Raw genomic sequence first — 12,708 nt, 5'->3', positions numbered from 1 at the left:
ATGCCCGACAACCCCGGCGACCCCGCCGCGACCGACGAGGAGTACACGGCGCCGGAGATGGCCGAGACGACCCCTGAGGAGGATGCCGTGATCGACGCTGAATCCATGGACGCCGACGGTGTGACCGTCGACGCCGAGACGGTGGACGCGGAGGAGGCCGCCGAGGAGGCGACCGAGGCTCTCGCCGGTGATGTCGAGGACGGTGTCGCCGACACCGCCGACGCCGACCTCGACGGCTCCGGGGAACTCTCCGACGCCGAGGCCCAGCTCGCCGAGCGCACCGCCGACCTGCAGCGCGTCAACGCCGAGTACGCGAACTACCGTCGCCGTACCGAGCGTGACCGGGTGGGTATCGGTGAGGCCGCGAAGGCGGACGTGGCGTCTTCGCTGCTCCCGATCCGGGACGACCTGGACCTCGCCGAGCAGCACGGCGACCTCACCGGCCCGCTGAAGGCCGTCGCTGACAAGTTGGACTCCGTGCTCGGCGGCCTGAAGGTCGAGACCTTCGGCAACGAGGGCGACGAGTTCGACCCGTCGATGCACGAGGCCGTGCAGGACACCTCCAGCGGCGACGACACCGTGGTCGGTACCGTCCTGCGCAAGGGCTACCGGCTCGGCGACCGCGTTCTGCGCAGCGCCATGGTGGTCATCGCGGACCGGTAGACCGGTCGGGGCCTCGTAGGGGCCTCGTAGGGGCCTCGTGCCCCACCCCTCATCGACACGACGCGCGGCCCCGGGACACCTTCACCACATGAAGGTGCCCCGGGGCCGCGCGTCGTGCTGTGCCTGTACCGGCCGATGTCACCTGAGCCATGCCCCAGGCTGATTCTCGGCCGTTTTCCTACCTGGGGCATGAGTCAGATGACATGAGGGGCCCAGGAGCATCAGGGACCCGGCACGGCCCCTACCTGCCGGTGATGAGGGCGGTGAGGTGGGCGTCCGGATGGATGCCCACGGTCCGACGGCCGCGTCGGTCGGTGGTGACGGTGGTGAACGCGGCGGTGGCACCGTCGTGGTGCAGGTGCAGCCGGGGGCTCAGCGGGCCCGGGTTCGACCCGTGGCGTTCGAGGGCCACGGTGGACATCGCGGTGATGCCGTCGAGCAGGTCCTGGCCACTGTCGACACCGCGTACCAGCATCAGGTGACGGTGCGGCACGGCGAAGATCACCCCGTCGGTGGCGTCGAGCCCCGGCACCCAGCTCGGCAGCAGTTCGTCGAGGAACAGTGGGGCGCTGGCGAGGAAGAAGGAGTCGGACTCCACGGTCCAGAGGTGCGCGGTGGTGCCACGGTCCTGGACGGGTGCGTGCAGCGGGGTGACGGTGACGCGGGCGTCGGCGAGTTCCTGCCAGGTGTTGCGGCGCGCCACATGGTGGAGGTCGGCGAGCTCGGTGCTGGTGGCGGTGCCGTGGGTGGCGAGGGCGGGGTCGTCGAGCACGGTCACGGCGTCGGGGCCGTCGAGGACGAGGGAGGTGCACAGGTCGCCGGCGAAGTCGCGGGAGGCGTCGTCGACGGGGCCGTCCAACGCGTCGAGGATGTCGCGTGGGGCGAGCCGGACGCGCAGACGGCGCAGGAACTCCGCGTCCGTCAGTGTTGAGGCGCCGGACGGGCCGGACGCGCCGACCGTGTCGGATCCACCTTCCACACCCGCGTCGTCCAGGTCGGTGACGTCACGGACGTGCCGGCGGATGAGTTCCAGCAGTTCGGAGAGGTTGGCGTGGGCCCCGGCGTCGGCGAGCTGCAGGGAGAGGGTGTGCAGGCTGACGGTCAGGGTGGTGGTGCCGCGGGCGCGGATGCGTCCGTCGGGCAGCCAGGTGGTGGTGAAGCCTTCCTCGTGGAGCAGGCGGATCGTCTGGTCCCGGAGGAAGTCCGCGCGGTGCCGTGGCAGGTGCGGGAACATCCGGTCGGGCGCCGTGGGCGCGGTGTGGGCACCGGAGTTCCGCGGGGCGTGTCTCCTGTGGTCGCGGCGGAACATGTTCACCAACACTAACAGCCCGGGCGGTCACACCGTGCGGTAGAACTCCGCCCGGTAGGCCTGCGCCTCGGCGGCGTCGGCGTGCACCTTCTCCCGACGCTGCGCCAGGACGCGCACCTGCGGGCGGGCCTCACGGGCGCCGACGGTGGTGGCGGTCGGGTTCTCGGAGTCCTCGGGCATCGCCTCACCCATGTCCACGGTCTCGGAGAACTCACCGGTGGGCACGGTGACGGTCTTCTCGTCGAGGGCGCCGTCGACCTGGCGGCCGAGTACGCGCAGGACGAGCCGTCCGTCGGTGTCGTTGACGCCCTCGACGATCAGCGCGTCCTGTCCGTTCTCGTCACCGCGGCGCACGGTGACCTCGCGCAGGGCGACGGACATGTCGCCGGTGACGTCCTCGGGGCCGGTGAGGTCGGCGTCGATGTCACCGGTGACGACCACGGGGGACGCGGTGACGGTGACGGTGCTGCCGTCGCGGGCGCCCTCGCGACCCAGCACGTCGCGCACCGTCTTCACCCCGGGGACGGTGACCTGCAGCGACGAGGCGTCCGGCCGGATCCACGCCTCGGGGTGGGGGAAGTAGCTGTCGGTGCCGTGGGCGGCGTTGTTGAGGTAGCCGTCCTGCCTGCTCCACAGGACCCAGTAGGTGGAGTCGTCACGCGAGAAGCGCAGTCCACGCAGGTCGGGGTGGGGGGACTCCAGCCAGCCGAGGAAGGTCGCGCCGTCGAGCATCTCGGCGGCGAAGGCGAAGGCGGGGAGGGCGGGCTTCGGGGAGCGGTCCACGTGCACGAGCCCGTAGTGGTACTCGGGTTCGGTGGGGTTCACCCCGTACTTGTCGTGCCAGAGCCCGTCGGTGAGCTGGAACCAGTGCACGCCGGTGACGCCCTCGGCCTTGGCGAGCATGAGCGTGAGCAGGACGGAGTCGGCGGCGGTGCGCTCGTCGTCGTACCACCAGGCGTTGGGGCGGGTGCAGGCGTAGGTCTCGGTGAGCCAGAGTTCGCTGGGTGCGTCCCCACCGTCGCCGGCACCGTGGCCGTCGAGGTAGGCGCGGGCGGTGCGCACCTGGCCGAGGAAGTTCCACTTGCCGCCGTCGTAGTCGACCACGTAGTTGCCGCGTCCGGCGTGTTCGGCGATGCCGTCGAGCAGGTCCCAGCCGTCGCGGTCGCGGATGGTGTCGAGGAAATCGGCGTCCCAGCCGGCCAGGGGCATGGCCAGCAGTTTGGCGTCGGTGCCGCGGCGGTCCATCTCCGCGCGGAAGGGCTTGAGCCACTGGTCGGTGTACTCGGTGGCCAGTTCCACGGTGTCGGCGTCGGAGAGGCTCCACTCGTTGAGCAGTTCGTAGTGCTCCACCCCGGCGTCCTCCCCGCGGTCGAGGGCCTTGCCGGCCCACTCGGTGAAGGTCTCACCGCTGCTCTCACCGTCACCGTCGTCGTCGAACTTGCCGGGGGCACCGCCGGGCTGGGAGCCGGTGTTGATGCCGAGGTCCTCGGACTCCTCGGCGGTGAGCCAGGGGTTGCGCAGGTGGCGGATGCCCAGACGGCGCCACATCGCCCGCTCGGCACTGCGGGACTCCAGCCCGTCTGCCTGGGAACTGCCGGCGGAGGCGGTGGAGGCGAAGCCGCCGAGACCCACGATGGACTGGTCGGCGGGGCCGAAGTCGTGACCGGGCCACACCGCGGCGGTGGTGCGGGCGAAGGAGTCGGCGCAGGTGACCTCCACCGAGCACCAGGAGCGCGGGCCGGGCAGGTCGATGTTGACCGCGGTGTCGGCGTAGGCGGCGTCCTGCGGGATGGCGACCTCGTGGCGGGAGCGGTGGAACTCCGCGCCGTCGAAGTCGCGGGCGGTGACCTCGAGCACCGTGGTGCTGCGTGCGGAGCGTCCGGCGAGCCCGACGGTGAACGTCCTGCGCCCGTCGTCGGTGAAGACGTTGTAGGTGGCGGAGGTGGTCACGTCCACGGTGGGGTCGGGCAGGCCGGTGCCGCCGAGGACCGCGCCGGCGAGCAGGGTGCGTCCGTCGTCGACGAGGCGGCGGGCGGTGCCGACGGTGGTGTCGGCGCGGAACTCGACCTGGGCGCGCCACACACCGTCATCGGAGCCTGTGTCGCCGGGGGCGGACGGCGCGGCGTGCAGCATCGAGGAACTGCGCGACATGCTGTTGCGCGTGGTGATGCAGCCGTAGAGTCGTTTCGGGTCGTCGTCGGTGGTGTCGGGGACGTCCCACTCCACGAAGTTGAGCTCGGTGACGCGCTCCTGGACGGGCACGCCGCCGCCGGTGTCGTGGACCCATTTCGTGGCGGGGACGTGGAACTCGGTGTCCTCCCGGGCGTCGACGAGGGTGCGGTAGATCCGCCCACCGCGCAACAGGGCACGGTCGGAGTCGTCGAGACCGTCACCCGGGACGGTGAACTCCCAGTCGGCGGTGACGCGCCCGCCGTCGGCGCGGTAGGTGACCGCGGCGGTGTAGTCGGGGTCGGTGACCTCGAACTCCACGCGCACCGGCCCGGAGGACGGTGCGCCGTCACCCGGGTCGTCCACGGTGGCGCCGCGGGTGCCGGTGGAGGACGACAACCGGTAACCGTCGAAGTGGACGAGCTGTCGTCCGGCGCTGGTCAGCACGGTGACGCGTCCGGGGTGGTCGGCGTCGCCGACCTGCAGCTGCAACGGTCCGGGATCCACGGCCGGGGGCGGGCCGGACGCCTCGTCGTCGCGGTTGCGCAGCACGGCGACGCCGCCGACGGTGGCCACGGCACCGGCGCCGAGCACGCCGCCACCGATGAGGAAGGAGCGGCGGCTGATGCCGTTCTTCTGGGTGCTCACTACTCCTGGTCCTCGCTCTCGAGCCGGGACATCAGGTAGTCGTCGGGTTCGACCTGCAGCACCTGGTCTCCGTCCTCACCGGTGGTGACGTTGGTGAACACGCGGAACTCCCCCTCGTGCGCCAGGTGCAGGCGCGCGGTCAACGGTCCCGGGTTCGCGGCCAACTGGCCCAGGGCGACGGAGGTCATGGTGTTGATGCCGTCGAGCAGGTCCTGGCCGGTGGTGACCTCGCGGACGAGCATGAGGTGACGGTGCGGCACGGTCACCATCACCCCGGCGGAGGCGTCCAGCTCCGGCAGCCAGCGTGGCAGCAGTTCGTCGAGGAACAGCGGTGCGCTGGCCAGGAAGTAGGAGTCGGACTCCACCACGTGGAAGTGTGCGGCGGGGGATTCCTGGCGGGCCTCGGCGCGCACCTCGTTGACCTCGACGTCGGCGTCGAGCAGCTCCTGCCAGGTGTTGCGGTAGCCGGCCTGGTAAAGGTCGGCGAGCTGTTCGCGGGTGGCGGTCCCGTGGGCGGCGAGTGTGTCGTCGTTGAGGGTCACGACCGCGTCCGGGGTGTCCAGGACCAGGGAGACCAGCAGGTCGCCGGTGAACTCGCGGGAGGAGTCCTCGACGGTGCCCGACGCGGCGTCAAGGGTGTTGCGGGACACCAGCCGGACGCGGAGCTGGCGCAGGAACTCCGCCTCGTCCAGCCCGTCGACGTCGATGTCGGTGAGCACGGTGCCGAGGAAGTGGTGGATCATCTCCACGACCTGGGCCGGGGTGGACCCCGGGGCGGCGGCGATCTGGAGGGAGAGGTTGTCGAGGCCGATGAGGCGGCGTGACGGGGGTGTGTCCGGCTCTGTCCCTGTGCCCGTTGCCGGCTCCGTCGCGGGGGTGGCGGCGATGTAGCCGTCGGGGCGCCAGGAGGTGTCGTATCCTTCGGCGTGCAGGCGGCGCATCGTCTCCTCGCGCAGCAGGTCGGCGCGGTGCCGGGGCAGGTGGGGGAACATCGCGTCCGGCGCCTCCGGGTCGACGACCCGCCGCGGTGTGGGGCGCTTACGGCCGTCTCTGGAGAACATGGGAACTTACCCTAACAGCCGGGAATGTCTGCTGCGCGTCATGCGTTGCAGGAGATAGACCTTAGCGTGATAGGCTCAAGTTTCATGTGACGGGTCCCGTGGGGTCCTGTGGGGCCCACGGCGGCAGCCAGGCCCTGAAATAGAGCCGAGACAGAACCCAGGAAGAGAGGAACCAGGTGGCCCAGAAGGAGTGGATCGACAAGGACTACTACGCCGACCTCGGCGTGTCGTCCACCGCGGAGGCCGACGAGATCAAAAAGGCCTACCGTAAGCTCGCGCGCGAGAACCACCCTGACGCGCACCCGGGCGACACCGCGGCGGAGAACCGGTTCAAGACCGCCTCCGAGGCCTACTCCGTGCTCGGCGACAAGGACAAGCGCGCCGAGTACGACGAGCTCAAGCAGATGGTCGCCTCGGGCGGCTACGGCGCGCCGGGCGGCGGGTACGGCACCCCGGGCGGGACGTCCGGCGGTTTCGGCGGGTTCGGCGGCGGTGCCGGCGGCACCGGCGGTTTCGACCTCGGTGACCTCTTCAACCGTGCCGGTGGATCCGGTGGCGGTGCAGGTGGGTTCGGTGACGTCTTCGGCGACATGTTCGGCGGCGGCTCCGGCGGTGGTGGCGGTGGTCGTACCCAGCGTCGCACCCGTGGTGCGGACGTGGAGACCGAGATTACCCTGGACTTCCGGGAGGCCACGAAGGGCGTCACCGTCCCGATCCGGCTGACCAGCCCCGCGGCGTGCACGACCTGCCACGGCTCCGGCGCCACGCCGGGGACCTCGAGCGCGAGGTGCGGCACCTGTTCGGGTGCCGGGGTCGTCTCGGAGAACCGCGGCGCGTTCGGGTTCTCCCGCCCCTGCCCGGACTGCAACGGCACCGGTACCCGTATCGAGGACCCGTGTGCCGACTGCAGCGGGTCAGGCCGGGTGACCCGTACCCGCACGATCACCGTGCGCGTGCCCGCCGGTGTGGTGGACGGCCAGAAGGTCCGCCTCGCCGGGCAGGGTGAGGCCGGTGAGCGTGGGCGTCCGTCCGGTGACCTCTTCGTCACCGTGCACGTGCGCGCGGACAAGCTGTTCACCCGCAACGGCGACGACCTGAAGATGACCGTGCCGGTCAGCTTCACCGAGCTCGCCCTCGGCGGGGCGGTCACCGTGCCGACCCTGGACACCCGCGTGCGGGTAAAGATCCCAGCTGGGACGGCGGACGGCACCACGCTGCGCGTGCGCGGCCGCGGCGTGACCAAGCGCAATGGCGCGTCCGGCGACCTGTTGGTGACGGTGAAGGTCGCGGTGCCGAAGAATCTCGACGAGGGCGCGGCGAGTGCGTTGCGTCACTACGCTGAGGAAGAGAAGCGGACCGGTTTCGACCCCCGTGCGGGCTGGTCCGGGAACTGACGGACAGTTGGTGGTTGAAGATGAGTGACAGGAACGGAGACGTCCCGGGTGAGCCCCGGGAGGTGTTCGTGATCTCCGTCGCCGCGGAGATCACGGGCATGCACGCGCAGACGCTGCGCACCTACGACAGGTTGGGGCTGGTCTCCCCGGAGCGCACCAGCGGCGGGGGGCGGCGCTACTCGCGCGACGACATCGAGCAGCTCCTGGAGATCCAGCGGCTCAGCCACGACGAGGGTGTGAACCTCGCCGGCATCAAGGCGATCATCGGCCTGCAAAACAAGGTCCGTGACCTGCGTGACGAGGTGGACGTGCTGCAGGTCCGCCTCGCCGCCGCCGAGCACGACGCCGACGAGGCGGGACGCTCCGGCGGCGGGCGCCGCCGTGGCGAGATCGTCCACGTCCCGCGTTCCACCGCGGTGGTCCTGTGGGAGCAGCGCCGACGCCGGGGACGGGATGGCCGTGACGGTCGCGACGGGCGCGGCGGCAACGGGTCCGACGGCCGTCAGGGCTGAGGCTGGGGGAATTCCGCGTGACCGTGGAACAGGGTGGTCGTGGCGCCACCGACCAGGACGTTGCGTCCTGACCCGACCGGGGTGACGCTGATGCGTCCCGTGCGGCCCAGGACGGTGCCCTGGGCGGCGGTGTAGGCCTCGGTGATCTTCCCGCTGCGCAGCAACCACTGGCCGACCGAGGCGTTGAGCGACCCGGTGACCGGGTCCTCCGCACCGGCGGCGCCGGGCACGAAGGCGCGGATCTCCAGTCGGCACGCCGCACCGTCCGGGTAGAGGCCGAAGACGCCGACCTTCAGGTCGGGGTGGGCGCTGAAGTCCGGACGCAGGTCCAGGACGTCCTGCGCGTGGGGCAGCTGCACCGCCGCCCACCCGGGGCCGTTGTCGGCCCACTGGTGGTCGACGATCAGCGACCGGTCGATCCGCAGCGCCTCGCTGATCCGGGCGAGGTGTTCCTCCTCCAGCGGCCCGGTGCGGGTCGTCGGCGGGGCGGTGAAGGACAGTGCGCCGGTGCCGGGATTGCGGTGGACCTCCACCAGGCCGGCGGCGCACTCCTGGATGATCACGTCGTCCTGGTGCGGCTCGCCGCCGACTTCGAGCCAGGCGTGCGCGGTGCCGAGGGTGGGGTGTCCGGCGAAGGGGAGCTCGCCTTCTGGCGTGAAGATGCGCACCCGGTAGTCGGCCTGCGGTGCCGGTGCGTCCTGCGCCGGATCCGGGGTGGACGGGGAGAGGACGAAGGTGGTCTCGGAAAGGTTCGTCCAGCAGGCGATGCGCTGCATCTGCTCGTCGTCGAGGTCGTCGGCGTCGAGGATCACGGCGACCGGGTTGCCGCGGTAGGGCTCGGCGGAGAAGACGTCGACCTGGGCGAAACGGTGCTGGCGTGCGGGGTCGTGAGGCATGCACGCATCGTACAGCGGGGCAGTTACAGGCTCAGCGTCCCCTGCGCGATGAGCACGATCGCGACGATCGCCGCCACCGAGACCCCGGTGGCGATGACCCACTCGAAGGCGTTGAACACCCGGCCGCCGGCGCGGCGACGGGTCACCACGTAGGCGATCATGCCCGGCACGATCAGCACCATGCCCATGAGCACGTACTTCACGTCCGCGGCGTAGAACAGCCACAGCGAGTAGACCAGCGCCAGCACGCCGGTGAGCAGGTGGACGCGGTTGGTCCGGCGGTCGACCGAGGGGCCGGAGAGGTCGAACTTCGTACCGGCGTCCGGGTGCGACAATCCGGCGCCGCGGGTGCACAGGAACACTAGGTACAGCGCGGAGAACAGGTAGGGGATCAGGTACAACGACGTCGCGAGCTGCACCATCGTGGTGTAGGCGGACTCGTTGAGGTAGAACACCACGATGAACAGCTGGATGACCACCGCGGAGAACAGCTGGGCGACCACCGGGGCGCCGCGGTGGTTGATGTAGCCGAGTTTGCGGGGCAGCAGACCGTCCTGCGCCATCAGGGTGATCGGTTCGGCGCACAGCATCTGCCAGGAGACGTAGGCGCCCAGCACTGAGATGCACAGGCCGATCGACACCAGCCCGGCCCCCCACGGGCCGACGACGAGTTCGAGCACCTCGGCCATGGAGTTGTCGCCCATCGCGGCGAGTTCCTCGCGCGGGGCGACACCGTAGGACAGGAAGCTCACCATCACCAGCAGCAGGAAGACGGTGAGGAATCCGAGCAGGGTGGCCAGTGAGACGTCCTTGCGGCGGCGTGCGCGGCGCGAGTACGTTGACGCGCCCTCGACACCGATGAACGCCCACACGGTGAACAGCATCATGCCCTTGACCTGGTCGGACAGGCTGGACGCCTGGTCGGCGTTGTCTCCGAAGGTCTCGGCGGAGCCCCAGAAGTCGGCGGTGAAGACCTCGGTGTGGAACCCGGCGAAGGCGACGATGCCGAGGAAGGCGAGGATCGGCAGCAGCTTCGCCGCGGTGGTGACCACGTTGAGTACCGCGGCCTGGTGCACGCCGCGGGACAGGGCCAGGAAGATCACCCAGTTCAGTCCGGAGACGAAGAACGCCTGCACGAGTGACTGCCCGTCGGAGAACAGGGGGAGGAAGTGGCCGAGTGAGCCGAAGAAGAGGGTGGCGTAGCCGACCTGGGCGATGATGCTGCCCAACCAGTAGCCCCAGCCGGAGGCGAAGCCGACGAAGTCGCCGAGTCCGCCGCGGACGTAGCTGTACACCCCGGAGTCGAGGTTGGGTTTGCGGTGCGCCAGAGCCTGGAAGACGAAGGCGATGCACAGCATGCCGATGCCGGTGACGACCCAGCCGATGACCGCGGCGCCGGGTGAGGCGACGGCGGAGATGTTCTGGGGCAGGGCGAAGATGCCGGCACCCACGCAGGAGCCGACGATGAGCGAGACCAGCGTCGGCAGGCGGACGGTGTCCCTGCGGGCTGTGGACCCCCGGGTGTCGGGGTCGGCGGAGAGGCCGGGGTCGGCGGAGGTGTCAGTCACGGGGAGTCAGAGTATCCCGAGTGCCGTGGTGCACACGAATGCGGTGCGAGGTGGTGGCCGGGGAGGGACGTCGCTCCAGGTGGTCAGTGGTCGCTGGTCAGCGCACGCAGGTGGCGCAGGATGGCGGCACCGTCCTGGCTGATCCCGTTGTGCTCCCACCGGTTGGTCACGTGGGGGCGCAGGCCACGGATCGTGGCGGCGGTCTCCATGGACAGTTCGAAGGGGACGAAGATGTCGTCGAGGTACACCGCGGCGGCGGTCGGGACCTCGGTGCGGCGCAGCTGCGCGGCGTCGTACAGGGGCGTCCAGTCGTCCTTCGCGGCGAGCAGGTCGGCGACGGCCTTCCACGGGCGCAGCGCGGGGTCCTCGTCGAACTGCCAGGGGAAGAAGTGCTCCGCGGTGAGGTAGAGCGGAGCGTCGGTGTCACCGTCGGTGCGTCCTGCGTTCTCGGCGAAGCCGGGGACCTCCTCGCGGATGCGGTCGGCGGCCCAGTTCGTCGCGGTGTCGATGCCGTAGATCGTCTCGTGGACCACCGCGTACAGCGGTGCGGCCGACACGGAGAGGTGACCGGCGAGTTCGGTGAGGAAGGGGGTGCGCAGCCGGCGACGTCCCGCGATGCCCGGGCCGCCGGGCACCGCGCGGAAGGGGTCCTCCAGCAGGTATGCGAGCATGTCGAAGCCACCGGTGCGGCCCAGGTTCATGCCCACGGTGCGGAAACGGCGGGACGTCAGACGTTCCCCGGTGGGCAGCGTCTCCTCCGTGTCGTCCAGGTGCCGGCAGATCTCGGCGACACGGTCGGCGGCCCAGGGGAAGCGCTCGTAGAAACGCTCGTTGCGCACGGCGGTCTTGGCGAAGGTCGCCCGGTAGATGTCGTCGACGCTGGTGTGCGGGGCACCGACGTAGCCCGGCAGGCCGCCGGTGAAGAACGCCTCGCGGACGCCCTCGGGGCGGAAGGAGAGGTAGGTGGTGATGCAGAAACCGCCGAAGGACTGCCCGAGCAGTGTCCACGGCTGCTCGCCGAGGGCGTGGCGTAGCAGTTCGGCGTCCTCCACGATGCTGTCGGCGCGCAGGTGGGTGAGGTATTCGGCCTGGTCGTGGGGTGTGGGGCCGAGGGCTTCGGGTGCGGCGACGTCGACCGGGGTGGAGCGGCCGGTGCCGCGCTGGTCGAACAGGATCACCCGGTAGTTCTTGAGCGCCTCGCCGAGCCAGCCGGACAGCACGCCTCCGTCCCCGTTGGCGACAGGGCGCGGCGAGCCGTGGCCGGGGCCGCCCTGCAGGAAGAGCAGGGCGGGGCGGTCCTCACCGCCGTCCGGGACGTACTCGCGGGCGTAGATGTCGATGGTGCGGGGGTCGGTACCGCCGTGGACGAGCGGTGCGGTGAGCACGTGCTCGCGCACGGTGTGCCCGTGACGCCGGGTGGAGGTCGTGTGCAGGTCGGTACCGGAGGAGGCGGGGGAGTTCATGCCCTCAAGTTCTACCCGAGAGCACGGACATGGACGGAGCTGACTCATAGCGACACTTGTTGACCGGGATCACCCCAGGTCGTAGTCCACGACCACCGGTGAGTGGTCGGAGAGCCGGACCCCGCGGAAGTCACGGTCGACCTGCGTGGTGACCGCGGCGCGGGCCAGGCGCGGCGACGCCAGGTGGTAGTCGAGGCGCCATCCCGCATCCTTCGCGAAGGACTGGCCGGCCCACGACCACCACGAGTACGGGCCGTCCTCGTCCGGGTGCAACCGGCGGACGACGTCCACCAGTGTGCGGGCCGAGAGCTGTTGGCCGAACCACTCGCGTTCCTCCGGGAGGAAACCGTCGTTCTGCTGGTTCCGACGCCACGCCGCGAGGTCCTGCCTGGTGTGCGCGATGTTGAGGTCACCCATCAGCAGGAACTCCCTGCCGTCGGCCATCGCGGCGCGCCGGGTGAGTGTGAGGTAGCGGGCGAACCCCGCCAGGAACCCCATCTTCCGGTCGTAGCGGGCACCGCCGTCCGGTGCCTCACGCATTCGCCCGGGGCGTTGCAGCTCCGCAGGGAGCCCACCTTTGGGCAGGTAGAGGCACGCGATGGTGACCGGGGCATCGGCGAGATCGACCTCGATGTAGCGGCCCTGGGTGGTGAAGGGCCGTAGCTTCCTCGCCAGCGGCACCCGGTCGTCCGCGGGGATGTCCCGGAGGTCAGCGGCAGTGCAGTGCGGGGTGCCGCGCAGTGCCGAACCGCTCCACGTGCGAACGGCCACCGGCGGGCGGCGGGTGAGTACGGCGACGCCGTTGCGTCCTGCGATGGAGCCGGTCTCCAGGGCGACGTGGTAGTCGCCGAAGGCGGCGTCCGGCACTTTGTCGGCCTGGGCGCGGACCTCCTGGAGGGCGACGACGTCGCAGTCGCGTCCGGCCAACCAGTCGCCGAAACCACGTCGGTGGGTGGCGCGGATGCCGTTGACGTTGGCGGTCGCGATGCGCAGCATTCCCTGAGGTTACCTCCCGTGGGCCGGGA

Annotated in this window: 10 protein-coding genes; 3 read left to right on the top strand and 7 right to left on the bottom strand. The window is 70.7% G+C overall.

Translation table 11 applies throughout. From position 1 onward, the window contains the following. Positions 1–663 carry a nucleotide exchange factor GrpE gene (gene grpE, locus ACT3TD_RS05080; protein WP_301444224.1) on the top strand — a complete coding sequence of 221 codons (663 nt, stop codon included), beginning with the start codon at positions 1–3 and terminating at the stop codon, positions 661–663. 241 nt (positions 664–904) lie between these two features. On the opposite strand, the gene ACT3TD_RS05075 is transcribed toward grpE, so the two are convergent. The 3 genes from ACT3TD_RS05075 to ACT3TD_RS05065 are packed head-to-tail and all read right to left on the bottom strand — an operon-like array spanning position 905 to position 5,850. Beyond that, complete coding sequence (locus ACT3TD_RS05075) at positions 905–1,972, bottom strand: hypothetical protein (protein WP_301444260.1); 1,068 nt, start codon at positions 1,970–1,972, stop codon at positions 905–907. 27 nt (positions 1,973–1,999) lie between these two features. Further along, the gene (locus ACT3TD_RS05070; protein WP_444614809.1) at positions 2,000–4,789 is read right to left on the bottom strand and encodes a hypothetical protein; all 2,790 of its coding nucleotides are present in this window, start codon (positions 4,787–4,789) and stop codon (positions 2,000–2,002) included. Continuing rightward, positions 4,789–5,850: a hypothetical protein gene (locus ACT3TD_RS05065; RefSeq protein ID WP_441579494.1), complete on the bottom strand. Its 1,062-nt coding sequence runs from the start codon at positions 5,848–5,850 to the stop codon at positions 4,789–4,791. Before ACT3TD_RS05065 ends, ACT3TD_RS05070 begins: the two co-directional genes overlap by 1 nt. 176 nt (positions 5,851–6,026) lie before the next feature. Here ACT3TD_RS05065 and dnaJ point away from each other — a divergent pair, with 176 nt between their 5' ends. After that, positions 6,027–7,244 carry a molecular chaperone DnaJ gene (gene dnaJ, locus ACT3TD_RS05060; RefSeq protein ID WP_301442177.1) on the top strand — a complete coding sequence of 406 codons (1,218 nt, stop codon included), beginning with the start codon at positions 6,027–6,029 and terminating at the stop codon, positions 7,242–7,244. A gap of 20 nt (positions 7,245–7,264) precedes the next feature. Further along, entirely contained in the window at positions 7,265–7,756 is a 492-nt protein-coding gene (locus tag ACT3TD_RS05055) for a heat shock protein transcriptional repressor HspR (RefSeq protein ID WP_301442176.1), read from the top strand. Here ACT3TD_RS05055 and ACT3TD_RS05050 read toward each other — a convergent pair. The 4 genes from ACT3TD_RS05050 to ACT3TD_RS05035 all read right to left on the bottom strand — a co-directional run bounded on the left by ACT3TD_RS05050 (position 7,747) and on the right by ACT3TD_RS05035 (position 12,676). Then, positions 7,747–8,652, bottom strand: coding sequence for a PhzF family phenazine biosynthesis protein (locus ACT3TD_RS05050; RefSeq protein ID WP_441579495.1), 906 nt, complete (start codon positions 8,650–8,652; stop codon positions 7,747–7,749). The two genes, ACT3TD_RS05055 and ACT3TD_RS05050, sit on opposite strands and share 10 nt — an antisense overlap. A gap of 23 nt (positions 8,653–8,675) precedes the next feature. Further along, complete coding sequence (locus tag ACT3TD_RS05045) at positions 8,676–10,220, bottom strand: amino acid permease (protein WP_301442174.1); 1,545 nt, start codon at positions 10,218–10,220, stop codon at positions 8,676–8,678. Positions 10,221–10,303: 83 nt separating this feature from the next. Beyond that, positions 10,304–11,653 (bottom strand): alpha/beta fold hydrolase, encoded by a 1,350-nt coding sequence (locus ACT3TD_RS05040; RefSeq protein ID WP_444614818.1) that lies wholly within the window; start codon positions 11,651–11,653, stop codon positions 10,304–10,306. Positions 11,654–11,752: 99 nt separating this feature from the next. Continuing rightward, a complete protein-coding gene (locus tag ACT3TD_RS05035; RefSeq protein ID WP_301442180.1) occupies positions 11,753–12,676 on the bottom strand; it encodes an exodeoxyribonuclease III in 924 nt (307 codons plus the stop codon). Positions 12,677–12,708 lie beyond the last annotated feature (32 nt).

Origin of the sequence: Corynebacterium sp. AOP36-E1-14 (assembly GCF_052377495.1) — a bacterium.
Taxonomy (GTDB): Bacteria; Actinomycetota; Actinomycetes; order Mycobacteriales; family Mycobacteriaceae; genus Corynebacterium.
Note: the sequence above shows the minus strand (reverse complement) of the source record. Positions and strands in the feature narration are given on the sequence as shown.